This window comes from Micromonospora sp. M42 (assembly GCF_000568915.1).
GTDB classification, from domain to species: Bacteria; Actinomycetota; Actinomycetes; order Mycobacteriales; family Micromonosporaceae; genus Micromonospora; species Micromonospora chalcea.
This window is the reverse complement of record NZ_KK037233.1, coordinates 3,475,581-3,492,307: the sequence shown is the minus strand read 5'-3', so window position 1 is coordinate 3,492,307 and position 16,727 is coordinate 3,475,581. Positions and strand designations below refer to the sequence as shown.

14 protein-coding genes are annotated in these 16,727 nt (G+C 72.5%); 7 read left to right on the top strand and 7 right to left on the bottom strand.

The features are described 5' to 3' along the window. Positions 1–334: 334 nt before the first annotated feature. Positions 335–1,384 carry a hypothetical protein gene (locus MCBG_RS15780; protein ID WP_043326620.1) on the top strand — a complete coding sequence of 350 codons (1,050 nt, stop codon included), beginning with the start codon at positions 335–337 and terminating at the stop codon, positions 1,382–1,384. 7 nt (positions 1,385–1,391) lie between these two features. Here MCBG_RS15780 and MCBG_RS15775 read toward each other — a convergent pair whose 3' ends face one another. Beyond that, complete coding sequence (locus MCBG_RS15775; protein WP_043326618.1) at positions 1,392–2,078, bottom strand: TetR/AcrR family transcriptional regulator; 687 nt, start codon at positions 2,076–2,078, stop codon at positions 1,392–1,394. A 139-nt stretch (positions 2,079–2,217) separates the two neighbouring features. Here MCBG_RS15775 and MCBG_RS15770 point away from each other — a divergent pair, with 139 nt between their 5' ends. After that, positions 2,218–3,153, top strand: a complete 936-nt coding sequence (locus MCBG_RS15770; RefSeq protein ID WP_043326616.1) for an NAD-dependent epimerase/dehydratase family protein — start codon at positions 2,218–2,220, stop codon at positions 3,151–3,153. A gap of 25 nt (positions 3,154–3,178) precedes the next feature. Here MCBG_RS15770 and glpX read toward each other — a convergent pair whose 3' ends face one another. Further along, positions 3,179–4,210, bottom strand: coding sequence for a class II fructose-bisphosphatase (gene glpX / locus MCBG_RS15765; RefSeq protein WP_043326614.1), 1,032 nt, complete (start codon positions 4,208–4,210; stop codon positions 3,179–3,181). Between the two features lie 147 nt (positions 4,211–4,357). On the opposite strand from glpX, the gene MCBG_RS15760 reads away from it, so the two are divergent. Beyond that, positions 4,358–5,047 (top strand): DUF4245 domain-containing protein, encoded by a 690-nt coding sequence (locus tag MCBG_RS15760; RefSeq protein ID WP_043326612.1) that lies wholly within the window; start codon positions 4,358–4,360, stop codon positions 5,045–5,047. 92 nt (positions 5,048–5,139) lie between these two features. Further along, positions 5,140–5,979, top strand: a complete 840-nt coding sequence (locus MCBG_RS15755; RefSeq protein ID WP_043326610.1) for a hypothetical protein — start codon at positions 5,140–5,142, stop codon at positions 5,977–5,979. A gap of 40 nt (positions 5,980–6,019) precedes the next feature. Here the strand turns inward: MCBG_RS15755 and MCBG_RS15750 are convergent, their stop codons facing one another. Beyond that, on the bottom strand, positions 6,020–6,229 hold the full coding sequence (locus MCBG_RS15750) for an exodeoxyribonuclease VII small subunit (RefSeq protein ID WP_043326608.1): 210 nt from the start codon (positions 6,227–6,229) through the stop codon (positions 6,020–6,022). Between the two features lie 13 nt (positions 6,230–6,242). Continuing rightward, on the bottom strand, positions 6,243–7,409 hold the full coding sequence (xseA, locus tag MCBG_RS15745) for an exodeoxyribonuclease VII large subunit (protein ID WP_043326607.1): 1,167 nt from the start codon (positions 7,407–7,409) through the stop codon (positions 6,243–6,245). A gap of 195 nt (positions 7,410–7,604) precedes the next feature. Here xseA and MCBG_RS15740 point away from each other — a divergent pair, with 195 nt between their 5' ends. Together MCBG_RS15740 and MCBG_RS15735 are read left to right on the top strand one after the other, a co-directional pair. Next, a complete protein-coding gene (locus MCBG_RS15740; RefSeq protein ID WP_043326605.1) occupies positions 7,605–8,597 on the top strand; it encodes a 4-hydroxy-3-methylbut-2-enyl diphosphate reductase in 993 nt (330 codons plus the stop codon). A gap of 37 nt (positions 8,598–8,634) precedes the next feature. Then, positions 8,635–9,045, top strand: coding sequence for a hypothetical protein (locus MCBG_RS15735; protein ID WP_043326603.1), 411 nt, complete (start codon positions 8,635–8,637; stop codon positions 9,043–9,045). A gap of 58 nt (positions 9,046–9,103) precedes the next feature. On the opposite strand, the gene MCBG_RS15730 is transcribed toward MCBG_RS15735, so the two are convergent. Both MCBG_RS15730 and MCBG_RS15725 read right to left on the bottom strand, forming a co-directional pair. After that, positions 9,104–12,397 (bottom strand): S8 family serine peptidase, encoded by a 3,294-nt coding sequence (locus MCBG_RS15730; RefSeq protein ID WP_043326601.1) that lies wholly within the window; start codon positions 12,395–12,397, stop codon positions 9,104–9,106. A 148-nt stretch (positions 12,398–12,545) separates the two neighbouring features. Beyond that, on the bottom strand, positions 12,546–13,724 hold the full coding sequence (locus MCBG_RS15725) for a DNA recombination protein RmuC (RefSeq protein ID WP_043326599.1): 1,179 nt from the start codon (positions 13,722–13,724) through the stop codon (positions 12,546–12,548). Positions 13,725–13,778: 54 nt separating this feature from the next. Between MCBG_RS15725 and MCBG_RS15720 the strand changes: the two genes are divergently transcribed. After that, on the top strand, positions 13,779–14,579 hold the full coding sequence (locus tag MCBG_RS15720; RefSeq protein ID WP_043326597.1) for a hypothetical protein: 801 nt from the start codon (positions 13,779–13,781) through the stop codon (positions 14,577–14,579). 125 nt (positions 14,580–14,704) lie between these two features. On the opposite strand, the gene MCBG_RS15715 is transcribed toward MCBG_RS15720, so the two are convergent. Next, positions 14,705–16,727: phosphoenolpyruvate carboxylase (locus MCBG_RS15715; RefSeq protein WP_043326595.1), on the bottom strand; the 2,023-nt coding region annotated here is incomplete at its 5' end.

The window sequence follows — 16,727 nt, the reverse complement described above, 5'->3', positions numbered from 1 at the left end:
TGTCCTCGTATGAGCCAATGTGACGAAGTTTCATTGTAGATACTCACCAACGTTATAAGCGTCCTTTTACGAGACTAATCACCTGAAGCGTATGCAGCATGGGGTCTGTCAAGAGTGCGAGCGTTTTGGCCTGAGCCCCGGTCGCAAGGCCTCGTAACCGTAAAGATTGGATCACTCTATTGTCCCGCGACGCTCTCAGGATCCGGGGTGTCAGGTGCTTTCACCAAGTTAGATTAGTGCCATATATGGCGCTACGAACAGCTTATCGCTGCCGCGGCGCTCGTCGCGTGCGGCCACGAGCCCGATCGAGCGCCCCGACGCGGTCGCCACCAAGGTGGTCGACGGTCGGCTGGCCGCCGGCGCCGCCACCGGCCCGATGTCGGCGGAGGAGGGCATCCCCACCTGGTGGCGGATCAGCGACGACGCCGGCGTCACGTGGCGCGACCCGGTGGACGCCGAGCAGGAGGCCCTGTGGAAGCGCGTGCCGACCAGGATCGGACCGGACCACCCGGTGTGCGTTGCCGCCACGCCCCAGCGTTGCTACCGGGTGGCGTCGGGCCGGATCCGCGTGGAGGAGAGCGACGACGCCGGACGGACCTGGCGACTGTCCTGGGAGATCCCCGAGAAGCAGCGGGAGTTGTTGAAGGCCCGCTACGAGGAGGCCGGGCCGGACGGGAAACGGATCACCGGTCAGGACCTCGCCGTACTCGACGTCCCCGGTGGCGGACACGTGGTGCTGGTGGCGAACGCCCGGGACGGTTTCGCGTTGCGTGACGTCGCCGGCAGGTGGCAGCGGATCGGTTTCCCGGGTGGCCGGTGGGAAGGGGAGCCGCCGCCGCTGGGCATGATCTCGCCGGGGGACCGGTACGACGACACGGTCCGTGCGCTGCTGCTGGTGCCGGCGTTGGTCGTGCTGGTGCTTCTGGTCGCCCGGACACGGGCCGGACGGGCGTCCGGTCACGGCTCGTCGCTGCCTGTCCTCCAGGGCGCGCTCCAGGTCCTGATCGGGATGCTGCTGTTCGCGGTCTGGACGAGCGAGAACACCACGCTGGTCAGACTGGCTCCGCTGGTCGTCGTGCCGCTGTTGCTGGGCGCCGCGGTGCTCACCCTCGTCTCGCGCGATCTGCGGGCGGCGCCCGGCCGGTGGGTCGCCGAGGTGCTGGCCGCCGCGGGCCTCACCGCGGCGCTGGCCGGGGCGGCGATGGTGGGATGGCTGCACGGCCGACCGGTGTACGCCGGGACAGCCGTCGTGCTCGCCGTGCTCGGCACGGTGCCAGGGCTGCTGCTCGGCTGGCGGGCGGCCCGGCTGATCGGGCCGTGGCGACCGCCGTACGAGCCGCCGTACCCGCCGGCGGTCCCGGTGGACCGCTCGCGGCCCGGCTGACCCGGCGTCAGGGCAGGCCGATGAGGTCTGCCATCAGGCCGATCTGGTGGTCGAAGTACTCGTCGCGGTGCGGCAGCGCCCGGTTGATCCGGCCGAACAGCTCGAAGCTGATCAGCCCGAACAGTTGGGTCCAGCCGGCCATGCCGCGGGCCAGCAGCGCGGGCGGTACGTCCATGCCGATCTGCTCGACCAGTTCGGTCACGTCGCCGCGCAGCGGCTCGGGCAGTTCCTGGTCGGGCGGGGCGAGCCGGCCGGTGGCCAGCCCGTCGCGCAGGATGCCGATCAGCGTCAGCGGTGGACGCTGGGCCGGCACGATGGTTTCGTCGGGGGCCGCGTACCCGGGCACCGGGCTGCCATAGAGCAGCGCGTACTCGGCGGGGTGGGCCAGCGCCCAGGCGCGGGCGGCCCGGCAGGCGGCGAGCCAGCGTCCGCGCAGGTCGGCCTGGTCGGCGGCGGCGTCGGCCGCCTCCACCGCGTCGCCGAGCGCGTCGTACGCCTCCAGGATCAGCGCGGTGAGCAGGTCGTCGCGGCTGGGGAAGTAGCGGTAGATCGCCGAGGAGACCATGCCGAGGTCCCGGGCGACCGCGCGCAGCGAGAGGTTCGCGCCGTCGGTGTCCAGGTGGCGGCGGGCCACCGTCTTGATCTCTTCGATCATCCCGGCGCGGACCCGGGCGCGCAGTGAGGGAGCGACCATGCCCTCACTCTGCCACGGATGAGAGCAGCAATCAAAAGAGAGAGCACTGCTCTTGACAGTCGACCTGCACTGAGTCATGCTCTGTTTCGAGAGCGGTGCTCTCGATTCGGACAACTGCTTCAGAAAAGGTGGACCTGTCATGGCCCTGCATGTGATCGTCGGCGCCGGCCCCGTCGGCACCGCCACCGCCGACCTGCTCGCCGAGCGCGGCGAGCAGGTACGGGTGGTCACCCGGCGCGGCGCCGGCCCGGAACACCCGGCGGTCGAACTGGTGGCCGCCGACGCCGCCGACGCGGACCGGCTCACCGAGCTGACCAAGGGCGCGGCCGCGCTCTACAACTGCGCCAACCCGGCCTACCACAGGTGGGCGACGGACTGGCCGCCGCTGGCCGCCGCGCTGCTCACCGCCGCGGAGCGCAGCGACGCCGTGCTCGCCACGGTCGGCAACCTCTACGGGTACGGCCCGGTCGACGCGCCGATGACCGAGGCGACCCCGCTCGCCGCCACCGGCGTCAAGGGCCGCGTCCGCAACCGGATGTGGGCCGACGCGCTGGACGCCCACCGCGCCGGGCGGGCCCGGGTCACCGAGGTACGCGGCTCCGACTACATCGGGCTCGGCGGCAACTCCCTGCCCATGATGGTGCTGCCCAAGGTGCTCGCCGGGCAGCGGGTGTTCCTGCCTGTCGACTGGGACGCCCCGCACACCTGGACGTACGTGCCGGACGTCGCCCGTACCCTCGTCACCGCCGCGACCGACCCGCGCGCCTGGGGACGGGCCTGGCACGTGCCGAGCCCGCCGCCGGTGCCCATGCGGCGTCTGGCCGAGCGGGCGGCGCAGCGGGCGGGCGTCGCGGCGCCACGGCTGGCCCGGATGCCCTACCCGGTGCTCTGGCTGGGCGGCCTGGCCGACCCGTTCGCCCGCGAGATGCGGGAGACCGCGCACCAGTTCGCCGCGCCGTTCGTGATGGACTCCAGCGCCGCCACCACCACGTTCGGGATCGAGGCGACGCCGCTGGACCGCGTCGTCGACGAGATGGTCTCCGGCCTGCGCGCCCCGGCCCCCGCCGCCCGTTAGGGGCGGGGGCGGGACGCCGCCGGGCTCACTCCTGCTCGGCCAGCGGGCGGCCGTCGAAGTCGACGGCCGAGTAGAGGGCGAGCTTCTCCAGGCGGTGGTACGAGTCGATCACCCGGATCGTGCCGCTCTTGGAGCGCATCACGATCGACTGGGTGTACGCGCCACCGGAGCGGTAACGCACGCCGCGCAGCAGGTCGCCGGAGGTGACGCCGGTGGCCACGAAGAAGCAGTTGTCGCCGGTGACCAGGTCGTCGGTGAACAGCACCCGGTCCAGGTCGTGCCCGGCGTCCAGCGCCTTGCGGCGTTCCTCGGCGTCCTTCGGCCAGAGCTTGGCCTGCATCATGCCGCCCATGCACTTCAGCGCGCACGCGGCGGTGATGCCCTCCGGGGTGCCGCCGATGCCCATCAGCACGTCCACGTCCGACTCGCCGCGGGCCGCCGCGATGGCCCCGGCGATGTCGCCGTCGGAGATGAACCGGATCCCGGCCCCGGTACGCCGGATCTGCTTGACCAGGTCGTCGTGGCGCGACCGGTCCAGCACGCACACGGTCACCTCGGCGGCGTCGGTGCCCTTGACCTTCGCGATCCGGTGGATGTTCTCGGCCACCCCGGCGTTGATGTCGACCACGTCGGCGTACATCGGGCCGACGGCGAGCTTCTCCATGTAGAAGACGGCGCTCGGGTCGAACATCGCGCCGCGCTCGGCCACCGCGAGCACGGCGAGCGCGTTCGGCATGCCCTTGCTCATCAGCGTGGTGCCGTCGATCGGGTCGACCGCCACGTCCACCTCGGGGCCGGTCCCGTCGCCGACCTCCTCGCCGTTGAACAGCATCGGCGCGTTGTCCTTCTCGCCCTCGCCGATCACCACGACGCCGCGCATCGGGATGGAGTTGATCAGCTTGCGCATGGCGTCGACCGCTGCGCCGTCGCCGCCCTCCTTGTCGCCCCGGCCGACCCAGCGGCCGGCGGCCATCGCCGCGGCCTCGGTCACCCGTACCAGATCGAGGGCGAGGTTGCGGTCGAGATCCTGGGGCGTCCGCGTCCTGGTGGTTGTCATGGCGGCCTCCTCGCGACGTTGCGGGGTGGGACCGGCGGTCGTCGCCGCCGGTTTTGTCGCTGATCCTCACACGATCTCAGGTTCGCGGTCCCGGCGGGGCGGAGGAGGCCAGGATCACGCCTCCCGGCGGGCTGCGACAATGGCCGGGTGGAAGCCGCACAGCCTGCCGACCGCGCACCGACCGACGCCACCCCGCCGGACGGCCAGCCACCGGTCCGACCGGGTGGCGGCCCGACCCCGCCCGAGGGCCAGCCCGCGCTCGTCGCGGAGCAGGGCGAACCGGCCGCCGCGGGCGACACGCCCGCGCCGCCCGCCGGCAAGGAGAAGGCCCGCTCCGAGCGGTCGCCGAAGGACATGGCGCTGTCCCTGCTGATCCTGCTGGTCCCGATCGCGCTGCTGCTCGCCTTCTACCGCGGCTTCCTCGGCGGCGACTCGCCGGTCACCGTCGACCCGGCGCCCGCGCTGGAACAGGCCCGCTCCGCGAACGTCTTCCCGGTCAGCGCGCCGACCGGTCTGGGCGACGACTGGCGTACGGTGAACGCCCGCTTCCGGACCGAGGCCGACGGCTCGACGCTGCGGATCGGGTACGTGACCCCGGAGGGCCGCGGCGCGCAGCTCGTGGAGAGCAACGTCCCGGCGGAGAAGCTCCTCCCGGCCGAGCTGAGTGAGGGCCGGCCGCAGGGGGCGGCCGACCTGCCCGACGGGCTGAGCTGGCAGCGCTACACCGCCCGCGGCAACGAGCAGGCGCTCGTCCTGCTGGAGCCGAACCGCACCGTGATCGTGGTCGGCGACGCCGGGGAGACGGAGCTGCGCAGGCTCGCCACGTCACTGCGCTGACGTCCTTCCTCCGGGTGAGGCGGGATTGCGGATCCCCGCTTCCGGGAACAGAAGGGACATCGAGCCCGGACGACCCACCTGGAGAGGTTGACGTGAAGATACGACGCTTCAGCGCCACCGCGTTCGCCGCGGCGCTGCTCATTCCCGGCCTGGCGGCCTGCAACGGCGACGCGACGACCTCCGGCGCCTCCTCGACCCCGAGCGCCTCCGGCAGCGTCGCACCGAGCGCCACGGCGTCCAGCAGCGCGGCCAAGCAGGCCCTGCTCGACTCCACGAACGCGATCCGTGAAGGGAACTTCAAGTTCACCATGACCGGCGCGGGCTCCACCGCCGAAGGGCAGGTGCACGAGCCGAGCCAGAGCGCCGACATGCGGATGACCATCGGCGACCCGTCGTCGGACCTGATGATGAAGCTGGACCTGATCCACGCCAAGCCGGACAGCTGGGTCAAGCTGGAGCTGGGCGGCACGGCGGCGACCCAGATCCCCGGCGTGAAGAACCTCAACACCGGCAAGTACCACCACCTCGACCAAAACCGGATCAAGGGCAACCGGGCGCTGGGCTTCGACTTCGAGAAGCTCGACCCGGCCGGCAGCGCCGTGCTCACCCAGGGCATCACCGAGGTACGGCAGACCGGCGAGGGCACGTACGAGGGCACCGTCGACGTGTCCAAGGCCGCCGAGGCGGGCTCGCTCGACCCGGCCGTGATCACCGCGCTCGGCGCGCAGGCCCAGTCCGTGCCGTTCACCGCCAAGGTCGACACGCAGGGCCGGCTCAGCGAGATGGTGCTCAAGATCCCGGCGGCCGGGCAGAACGCCGCACAGGACCTGAAGATCACCTACACCGACTACGGCAACGCGGCGGCGGCCCAGAAGCCCCCGGCCGACCAGGTCGTCGAGGCTCCTGCCCAGCTGTACAACCTGTTCAACTGACGTCCGCGGTGGGGTTCGGCGATCACGCCGGACCCCACCGTCAGTTCTCGGCGCGCTGCCGCGCGGCGTCGATACGGGCGCGCGCGCCGTCCAGCCAGCGCTGGCACACCCCGGCGAGCTGCTCGCCGCGCTCCCAGAGGGCCAGCGACTCCTCCAGCGAGGTGCCGCCGGCCTCCAGCTTCTCCACCACCGAGGCCAGCTCGGCGCGGGCCTGCTCGTAGCTGAGCTGCTCGTCCTTCGTCCCGGTCATCGTCTCTCTTTCCTCAGCCGTCGACGGTGGCGGTCAGCTCGCCCTCGGCGAGGCGTACCCGCAGTGGATCGCCCTTGGCGACCTCGGACGCCGCGCGGACGACGTGGCCGTCGGCGCGCTGCACGATCGCGTAGCCGCGCTCCAGCGTCGCGGCCGGGGACAGCGCGCGCAGCCGGGCCAGCGTGTGCCGCAGGTCGTCGGTGGCCCCCCGCAGCCGGTGCTCCAGGGACCGGCCGGCGCGGTCACGCAGCGCCGACACGTCCACCGCCCGCTGCTCGACCATCACCTGCGGCCGGGCCAGCACCGGACGGGAGCGCAGCAGGTCGATCCGGTGCTGCTCCCGGTCGACCAGGTGACGAACGGCCCGTTCCAGCCGGGACCGGGCCTGGTCGATCAGCCGGACCTCCTCGGTCAGGTCCGGCACGATGCGCTTGGCCGCGTCGGTCGGGGTGGAGGCGCGCACGTCGGCCACGTAGTCCAGCAGCGGCGCGTCGGTCTCGTGGCCGATCGCGCTGACCACCGGCGTGCGGCAGGCGAAGACCGCCCGGCACAGCGTCTCGTCGGAGAAGGGCAGCAGATCCTCGATGCCGCCACCGCCCCGGGCGATGACGATCACGTCGACCGCCGGATCGGCGTCGAGCACCTTGAGCGCGCCGACGATGTCCGGCACCGCGCCCGGCCCCTGCACCGCCACGTTGATCGTGCGGAAGTCGACGGCGGGCCAGCGGCGGCGGGCGTTCGTCAGCACGTCCCGCTCGGCCGCCGAGGCGCGGCCGGTGATCAGGCCGACCCGGCCCGGCAGGAACGGCAGCCGCCGCTTGCGGGACCGGTCGAACAGGCCTTCGGCGGCGAGCAGCTTCTTGAGCTTCTCCAGCCGGGCCAGCAGTTCACCGAGGCCGACCTGGCGGATCTCGTCGGCGCGCAGGCTGAGCGTGCCCCGCGCGGCGTAGAACTCGGGCTTGGCGTGCAGCACCACCCGGGCGCCCTCGCGCAGCTCCGGCGCGCCGGCGTCCAGCACGTCGCGGTTCGTGGTGACGGTGAGGCTCAGATCGGCCGACGGGTCGCGCAGCGTGAGGAAGACGGTGCTCGCGCCGGGACGGCGGCTGATCTGCGCCACCTGGCCGTCGACCCACACCCAGCCGAGGCGGGCGATCCAGGCGCCGACCTTCTGGCTGACCACCCGGACCGGCCACGGCTCCTCGGCCGTGCTCCGCCCGTCCGGCTTGCTCTGCCCGTCCGGCCTGCTCCGCCCGTCCGGCCTGCTCTGCCCGTCCTCTCCCGCGCTCACCAGCCCACCCTACGGCCCGGGACCGACAGCGCCCGCGCGCGCCTCGCGGCCGCTGCCGCGCGGGAGAGCGCCACGTACGATGGGCGGGTGACTGACGCTGAGACGACTCCCCGGACCGGCAAGCGCGTGCTCCTGGCCAACCCCCGCGGCTACTGCGCGGGCGTGGACCGGGCGGTGCAGACCGTCGAGGAGGCGCTGAAGCTCTACGGCGCGCCGATCTACGTGCGTAAGCAGATCGTGCACAACAAGCACGTGGTGCGCACGCTGGAGGCCCAGGGCGCGATCTTCGTGGAGGAGAACGAGGAGGTGCCGGAGGGCGCCACCGTCATCTTCTCCGCCCACGGCGTCGCCCCCGAGGTGTACGAGCAGGCCAAGGAGCGCTCGCTGCGGGCGATCGACGCCACCTGCCCGCTGGTCACGAAGGTGCACCACGAGGCCCGGCGGTTCGCCGCGCAGGACTACGACATCCTGCTCATCGGGCACGAGGGGCACGAGGAGGTCATCGGCACCGCCGGTGAGGCGCCCGCCCACATCCAGCTCGTCGACGGCCCCGACGGCGTCGACAAGGTCACCGTCCGCGACCCGGAGAAGGTGGTCTGGCTGTCCCAGACCACGCTGTCGGTGGACGAGACGCTGGAGACCGTGGCCCGGCTCAAGAAGCGCCTGCCGCTGCTCCAGTCGCCGCCCAGCGACGACATCTGCTACGCCACCTCCAACCGCCAGCACGTGGTCAAGGAGATCGCCCCCGAGTGCGACGTGGTGATCGTGGTCGGCTCGCGCAACTCCTCGAACTCGGTCCGGCTGGTCGAGGTGGCGCTGGACGCCGGCGCCCGCGCCGGGCACCTGGTCGACTTCGCGCACGAGATCGACGACGCCTGGCTGGCCGGGGCGAGCACTGTGGGTGTGACCTCCGGCGCGAGCGTCCCGGACGAGCTGGTCCAGCAGGTGCTCGCGCACCTGGCCGAGCGCGGCTTCGGCGACGTCGAGGAGATCACCACCGCCGACGAGCGGCTGACGTTCTCGCTGCCGCAGGAACTCAAGCGCGACATGAAGGCCGCCGCCGCCGCGGCGCGCGGCTGACGGGAACGCAACGGCCGTCCGCCGCGTCCAACCGACCATGAAGACTCCTCGTACGGTGCTCGTCGCACTGCTCGCCGGCCTCGCGCTGACCGCCTGCGCCGCACCCGGCGACGGGTCCGCCGATCCCAGCCCCAGCCCGAGTACGACGGGAGCCGCCCCGGTGACCAGCCAGCCCGATCCCGGCACCGGCCCGAGCCGGCCGGACCCCTCCTGGAAGGGCGGCCCGTCGACGCCGCCGGGCGTCGGCGGCACCGTCATCACCGGAACCGTGCAGGCCGGGGTCGAGCCGAACTGCCTGCTGCTCGACGGCCACCTGCTCGTCGGCGGCCCCCGCGACGTGCTCAAGGCCGGCGCCCGGGTCGAGGTCACCGGCCGTCCCGAACCGGGCATGATGACCACCTGCCAGCAGGGCACCCCGTTCGTGGTCGAGTCCGCCCGCCCCGCCTGACGACACGAAAGAGCCCCGCCCCCTGCGAGAGGGGGCGGGGCTCCGTCGTGTCAGCGGATCAGTTGACCGCGAGAACCTCCACCGAACCGCGGCCGACGACCGCGCCCTCGGTGGTGGTCACGGCCATGTCGCCGTACAGCTCCCGGCCGGCGGCCGGGGTGGACAGGGCGGTCACCGAACCCGTGAGGGTGGCGGTGGCGCCGTTGGCCAGCGACAGCGGCGTGGACGACGCGGAGAGCGTGCCCAGCTCCGGGGAGGCGAACGAGTCCCGGTAGTCGTACGCGGTGCTCGGGTCGCTCATCGAGTAACCGTCGACCACGACGCGGTAGGTGCCCGGGGTCGGGTTGGTCAGCGTGACCGCCTCCTCCGAGTCACCGTCGGCCGACTGGCCCACCCGGGTGGTGCCCAGGAAGACCGTCAGGTCCAGGTCGGCGCTCAGGTCGGACGGGTTGCCGATCCGCGCGGTGAACGAGGTGGCGCCCGCCGGCACCTCCACCAGGTACTCCTGGCTCGCGCCCTGGGTGATGCTGGGCCGCTCGGACCGGACGCTCGCCAGCGGACCGCCGACGCCGGTCACCTGGACCGGACCGAACGCGTTGGTCAGCTTCCAGCTCACCGGAGCCGGCGTACCGGCGGTGACCGACGGGAGCTGCACCACGGCCGGCTCCACCTTCACGCCCTGCACGCGGGCCTGCAGCCGGAACGGGTTGTCCAGCGCCGGCGAGGTGCGGCGCGCTTCCACCTCGATCTCCCACACACCCGGGATCGGGTTCTGGTAGTCCCGCTCCTGCGGCTTGCAGACCGCGGCGTCGGAGAAGTTGGTGTAGCAGGCGGTGCTGGCGGTGCTCTCGACCGGCACGCCGTACGGGTTGATGGCGATGAAGCGGGTCTGCGAGCCGGTCGCGATGCCGGACAGGTTGACCTGCAGCGCGCCCGCGCCCGGCGGGACGGTCACGAAGTACGACCGGAAGTTGTTCCGCTCGACCGAGCCCTCGGCCGAGAAGGAGTACGCCGGAGCGGACACCGGGTTCGAGGCGACCACGACGGTGGCGACCTCGAAGTCGACCACGTTGGTGGCCGGGTCGTCGACGGTCATGATGGCGCCGTGCGCGCCGGCCGTCATCGGCTTGGCCTTCACCTTGACCGTGACGGTCTTGTTCAGCGGCAGCCAGACCACCTTGGGGGCGGAGTAGGTGCCGTCGTTGCCGCGGAACGCGACCTCGTGCTTGATGCCCTTGTTCGGGCCGCTGGTCCGGGTCAGCTTGACCTCGTAGTGGCGGCTCTCCTTGACCTTCTGGCCACCACGGTCGGCGGCGCAGCGGTTGTAGAGGCCGGTGCCGACGTTCGGGTTCGGCACGAACGTGCCGGAGGCCCGGTCGTAGCGGGTCAGGTTCGGCGACAGCTCGGTGCAGACCGGCGCCTCGGAGGTGTACGTGCGGGTCGGCACGCCCTTGGCGAGCAGGCTCCACGCGCCCGGCACGTTGAACATGCCGTAGCCCTGCGCGTACGTCGGGACGCCGGCGATCGGCTGGGCCGAGGTGTAGACGGCCCGGCGCAGCGCGGCCGGGGTGACGCCCTTGCCGGTCGCCTTGGCGGCCGACAGCAGCAGCGCGGCGGCGCCGGTGGCCTGCGGGGCGGCCATCGAGGTGCCGTTGAGCATCTGGTAGCCCGGGGGCAGCGGGTAGCCCGCCTCCGGCACCGGGTTGCCCGGCTGCCAGGTCGGCGCGGTGGAGATGGCCGAGCCGGGGGCGGCGATGTTCGGCTTGAAGCCGCCGTCCTCACGCGGGCCGCGCGACGAGAAGTTGAACAGCGCGTTGTCCTTGCGGACCACCGAGCCGTAGTTGGCCAGCCAGGTGTCCTTGCTGACGCTCGCCGCGACGCTCACCACGTCGGTGGCCACCGACGGGTCGCCGACGGTGTTCAGGCCCGGGCCGGAGTTGCCGGCCGAGATGAACAGCTGCACGCCGTAGGTGTTGATCAGGTCGTTGTAGAGGACCGCGCGGGCGTTCGAGCCGTCGTTGAGCGCGGGCAGACCGCCGATCGACATGTTCACCACGTCGACCTTGCGGTTGATGACCAGGTCGGCCATGCCGGTGGTGAGCGCCGCCGCGGTGCAGCCGCCACCCCACGAGCAGGCGCGGGCGGAGACCAGCTTGGCACCCGGGGCGGCGCCGTCGAAGGCGCTGTTGCCGAGCATGTCGTTGGCGGCGGTGATGCCGGCGACGTGGGTGCCGTGGGTGCTCTCGATGATGCCGATGTTGACGTAGTCGACCAGGCCCGGGCCGCCGGCCGGCGTGGTGTCCACGTTGCGCCGGTACTCGACGACGAACGGGATCTGCTCGCGTACCGCGGTGGCCGGGTTGTCCGTGCCGAAGTGGCCGACCTGGAACTTCTCCTTGTACGGCCGCATCACCTCGTCGTCGGTGAAGTCGTTGTTCTGGTTCGCGTCGACGCGGACGTCACCGTTGGCGGGGTTGTAGAGCACGCCCCAGAAGTCGGTGGTGTCGCCGTCGCGGTTGAGGTCGCCGCGCGCGTCGCTGTTCGCGGTGATGTTCTCGCGGAACACGTTGAACCGGTAGTTGCCGGCCGGCGCGGTCCAGGTGCCCAGCGAGGTGGTGAACGTCGGGCCGCTGACCTCGGTCAGCATCGGTCGCCAGGAGGCGTCCTCCAGCGGGTCGGTGGCGGTGACCCAGTCGACGATCTTGCGCTCGCCGGTGGTGGTCGTCTGCAGCGCCGGCTGGTCGAGGTCCACACCGGAGTCCATGATGCCGATGGTGACGCCGCGGCCGTCCCACTGCGGGTTCGCGGCCTTGAAGGCCTCCGCGCCGGTCTCGTTCGTCGGCATGTACGGGTTCACCGCACCGGTGTCACCGCCCGGCCCGGCCAGCGTCTGGGCCTGCGCGGCGGTCTTCGCGCCCTTCGGGGCCGCCTCCGGCGCCGGGTCGGGGAGCTTGATGGTCTCGTCGAGGTCGACGGCGGCGACACCGGGCAGCGTGGCGGCCTTGAGCGCCTTGTCGGTGGGGACCTTCGCCAGCACGTAGCCGATCTGGTCGTACCGCTGGCTGACGGTCGCGCCCAGGCCGGTCAGGCCGTCGACGACCTTCTTGGCCGATCCCTTCTTGGCCGCGATGATCATCGTGACGGTCGGCGCGTTCTTCGCCTCGGCCTCGTCGAGCAGCTTGGCGTCGTGTGCGCCCAGTGCCTTCGCGGCGGTCGGCTGCGAGGGTTGCGGGGCGGCGGGGGCGGCGCTCGCGGTGCCGGCGCCACCTCCGACGGTCAGGGCGCCGGCCGCGAGGACCGAGGCCAGGAGCGCGGCGGACGGTCGCCGGCTGCGCGTGCGGGGTTTACTCAACGTTCTCTTCCTCCAGAGAACAGGGCCCCCGAGGGGCAGGGCACGTGTGACGGTGATCCTGCGTGCCAGGACGGCAGGTGTCACTACTCGGCCCAGGTTTGTGATCAGTCCGTGATGGAAATCGGCCTACGTCAACACGTGCGACGTGTTAGGCGTCGACGTCGGTCGACCGCTCGGCCGATGTGGACGGCGGACCCAGCAACTCGGGCGCCTGCGGCTGCCTCGGCGCCAGCTCGACCTGCGCCGGGGCGGCCAGCTCGTCGTCGGAGACGCCCAGCTCGGCCAGCTTCCGCGCGCTCACCAGCACCCGGGCCTCCAGCGAACCCACCGCCCGGTTGTACGCCGTCACCGCCCCGCCCAGCGAGCTGCCCAGCTTGCCGACGTGGTCGCCCAGCGTGGACAGCCGCCCGTACAGCTCGCGGGCCAGCGAGTGGACGGTCGCCGCGTTGCGCGCCAGCGCCTCCTGCCGCCACGAGTAGGCCACCGTGCGCAGCAGCGCCACCAACGTGGCCGGAGTGGCCAGCACCACGTTGCGGGCGAACGCATGCTCCAGCAGCGTCGGGTCGCGTTGCAGGGCCACGTCGAGGAACGGGTCGGCCGGCACGAACAGCACCACGAACTCCGGCGTCTGGTCGAACGCCGACCAGTAGGACTTGGCGGCCAGGCCGTCCACGTGCGCGCGCAGGTGCCGGGCGTGCGCGTCCAGGTGGGTGTCACGCCCCCGCTCGTCGCGCGCCTCCATCGCGGTCAGGTACGCGTCGAACGGCGCCTTCGCGTCCACCACCACCGTCCGGCCGCCGTGCAGCCGGACCACCAGGTCGGGGCGTACCCCCTGGTGGTCGGTCGCGGCGGTGACCTGCTCGCTGAAGTCGCAGTGCTCCAGCATGCCGGCGGCCTCGACGATCCGGCGGAGCTGGTGCTCGCCCCAGCGGCCCCGCACCTGCGGCGCGCGCAACGCGGCCACCAGCTGCTTGGTCTCGGTGCGCAGCTCGCCGGAGACCGCGCTCATGGACCGCACCTGCTCGCGCAGCTCGGCGTACGCGTCGACCCGGTCCCGCTCCAGCTCGGCCACCCGCTGCTCGTAGCGGCGCAGCGTGTCGTGCAGCGGCGCGACCGCGCGGGCCACCGCCTCCTGCGACTGCGCCGTGGCCTCGTAGCTCAGCGCCCGCATGGACTGCTCCAGCCGGCCCTCGCCCGCCTTGGTCGCGGCGAGCGTCGCCTCCAGGCGGGCGATGTCGGCCGTCGCGCGCGCCCGCGCGGCCAGCCAGCCCACCGCGCCGCCCGCGGCGAGGCAGAGCACCACCACGGCCAGCGTCGCAAAGCTCATGGCCAAGAGCTTGCCAAACGGGTACGACGTGCGCCCGGTGGGTACGTTCGAGTCATGGAGTTCGCGTTGTGGCTGTTCCTGATCCTGCTGCTCGGAGGTGCGTTCATGTTCTGGCGGAGGGGGAGCAGATCGCGTCGCTCGAACGAACTGGCCGACGCCCGCGCCGAGGCGCAGCGGTGGTACGAGCGGCTCGGCGGCCAGCTGATGAACCTGCACGGCGACGCCCCGGCGGTCCGGCAGGCGCTCGCCGACGCGGGTGAGCGCTACAACGCGGCCGGTTCGCAGTTGGAGCAGGCGAGCACGCCGCGCCAGTTCGGGCTGGCCCGGGAGACCGCGCTGGAAGGGCTGGCGTACATCCGGGCGGCGCGTACCGCGATGGGCATCGACCCGGGCCCGGAGCTGCCGCCGCTCGCCGCCGCCCAGGGCGCGGGCGCGCTCACCAAGGAGCGGCAGGTCGACGTGCAGGGGCAGACGTTCCGGGCCGGACCGCAGCCGGGCAACGCGACGCCCTACTACTACCCGGGTGGCCGGTTTCAGGGGCGGCCGGTGCCGGCCGGCTGGTACTCCACGCCGTGGTGGAAGACCGCGCTCGGCGCCGGCGTCGGTGTGGTCGGCGGTCTGCTGATCGCCGACGCGCTGTTCTCGCCCGCGTTCGCCGACCCCGGGTACGGCTACGACGCCGGCTACCAGGAGGGCTTCGGCGACGGCCAGGACTTCGGTGACCAGGGCGGAGACATGGGCGGCGGTGGTGACTACGCCGGTGGCGACTTCGGCGGCGGGGACTACGGCGGTGGCGACTTCGGTGGCTTCGGCGGCGGAGATTTCGGCGGTGACTTCGGCGGCGGCGACTTCTAGCCGGCACCGCCGCGCCGGGCGCGGTGCGCCGCGCGTCGGGCGCTGCTCGCGACGCGCCGCGCGCAGGCGTTAAGAAGGGCCCCCTCTTATGCACGAGGCGTTAAGAGGGGGCCCTTCCTTACACCTCAGCCGGTGTTGCGCATGCCGGCGGCGATGCCGTTGACGGTGGTCAGCAGCGCCCGCTCCAGCGCCGTACCGTCGTTCGGGGCACGCCGCCCACCCGGCGCGGTCGCCACCGCCCGCCCGGCCGCACCGGATTCGCGGTACTGCCGCAGCAACGCCACCTGGAGGTGGTGCAGCGGCTCCAGGTAGGTGTCCCGCACGGCGAGCGTGCGCTGCAGCACGGGGGAGTTCTCCAGCAGCGCCGGTGAGCCGGTGACGGCCAGCACCTCCTGCTTGGTCAGCTCGTACTCCTGCTCGATCTTGTCGAAGATCGGGTGCAGCTTCTTCGGCACCAGCGTCTCCACGTACCGCCGGGCGATGGTCAGGTCGGTCTTGGTCAGCATCATCTCGACGTTCGACAGGAACGTGCGGAAGAAGTGCCAGTTCCGGTTCATCTCGGCGAGCACGTCGGCCAGCCCGGCCGCCCGCGCGGCGGCCAGCCCGGAGCCCACGCCGAACCAGCCCGGCACGATCTGCCGGGTCTGCGTCCAGCCGAACACCCACGGGATGGCCCGCAGGCCGGACAGGCCGGCGCCGGTGTTCGGGCGCTTCGCCGGCCGGGAGCCGATGTTCAGCGCGCCGAGCAGCTCGGTCGGCGTGGAGGCCCAGAAGTACGCGGGCAGGTCCGGGTCCTCGACCAGCGACCGGTACGACCGGAACGCCGACTCGGACACCACGTCCATGGCCGCGTCCCAGCGCTCCAGCATCTCGGCCGGCTGCCGGGGCGCGGTGTGCAGCAGCGTCGCCTGAAGCACCGCCGCGACAGTCAGCTCCAGGTTCTCCCGGGCCAGCGCCGGCAGCGTGTACTTGTCGGAGATGACCTCGCCCTGCTCGGTCACCTTGATCGCGCCGTCCAGCGTGCCGTACGGCTGGGCCAGGATCGCGTCGTGCGTGGGACCGCCGCCACGGCCGACGGTGCCGCCCCGGCCGTGGAACAACCGCAGGTGTACGCCGTGCCGCGCGGCCACGTCCCGCAGCGCGCGCTGCGCCCGGTGGATGGACCACTGGCTGGTGGTGATGCCCGCCTCCTTGTTGGAGTCCGAGTAGCCGAGCATCACCTCCTGCACGTCGCCCCGCGCCGCCACCAGCGCCCGGTACGCGGGCAGCGACAGCAGCTCGTCCAGCAGCTCGCCGCCGGCGTTCAGCTCGGCCGGGGTCTCCAGCAGCGGCACGATGCCGATGCGGGCCCGCCCGGAGTGCACGTCCACCAGACCGGCCTCGCGGGCCAGCACCACGGCGGCGAGCACGTCGTCCACGCCGAGCGTCATCGAGATGATGTACGACTCGATCACCTCGGGGCCGAACCGGTCCTGCGCCTCGCGGATGGCCGCGAACACGTCGAACGTCTTTCGGGCCGACTCGGTGAGCGGGCTGTCCTGGGTGGAGAGCGGCCGGCGGCCGGTCAGCTCGTCGGCGAGCAGCTTGGTGCGCTCCAGCCGGGTCAGCGCCGGGTAGTCGGACACCTCGCCGACGGCCTCGTAGAGCTGGGCCAGCACCTCGTGGTGCTTCTCCGCGTGCTCCCGGATGTCCATGGTGGCCAGGTGCAGCCCGAACGCGGACACCGTACGGATGGTCGAGGCGAGCCGCCCGACGGCGGTGAGCTGGCCGGAGTTGCGGGCCAGCGACGCGCGCAGCAGCTCCAGGTCGGCGATCAGCTCGGCCGAGCCCCGGTAGTCGCGCCCCGGCACGTGCGGGGTGTCGGCGCGCAGCCGCTCCCGGGTGTTGGCGAGCTTCGCCTTCACGCACCGCGCCTTGAGCCGGTACGGCTCCTCCGCGTTGACCCGGCGGAACCGGGGCGCCACCTCGGGCAGCGCGTCCAGGTCCTTGGCCAGGCTGGCGGACAGGTCGAGCGACACCGCGCGCAGCCGCCGGGACACGCTGACCTCGGTGATCAGCTCGTCCATCGCCTTCTCGGTGGCGGCGATGCCGTGCTCGTGCTGGATGCGCAGCACCTCGCGGGTGACCACCGGCGTGACGAACGGGTTG

What these genes read in the sequence shown, in the direction of transcription:
- MCBG_RS15775 (WP_043326618.1), bottom strand. Translation starts at nt 2,078, where the DNA reads ATGGTCGCTCCCTCACTGCGCGCCCGGGTCCGCGCCGGGATGATCGAA.
- MCBG_RS15770 (WP_043326616.1), top strand. Translation starts at nt 2,218, where the DNA reads ATGGCCCTGCATGTGATCGTCGGCGCCGGCCCCGTCGGCACCGCCACC.
- glpX (WP_043326614.1), bottom strand. Translation starts at nt 4,210, where the DNA reads ATGACAACCACCAGGACGCGGACGCCCCAGGATCTCGACCGCAACCTC.
- MCBG_RS15750 (WP_043326608.1), bottom strand. Translation starts at nt 6,229, where the DNA reads ATGACCGGGACGAAGGACGAGCAGCTCAGCTACGAGCAGGCCCGCGCC.
- MCBG_RS15735 (WP_043326603.1), top strand. Translation starts at nt 8,635, where the DNA reads ATGAAGACTCCTCGTACGGTGCTCGTCGCACTGCTCGCCGGCCTCGCG.
- MCBG_RS15725 (WP_043326599.1), bottom strand. Translation starts at nt 13,724, where the DNA reads ATGAGCTTTGCGACGCTGGCCGTGGTGGTGCTCTGCCTCGCCGCGGGC.
- MCBG_RS15720 (WP_043326597.1), top strand. Translation starts at nt 13,779, where the DNA reads ATGGAGTTCGCGTTGTGGCTGTTCCTGATCCTGCTGCTCGGAGGTGCG.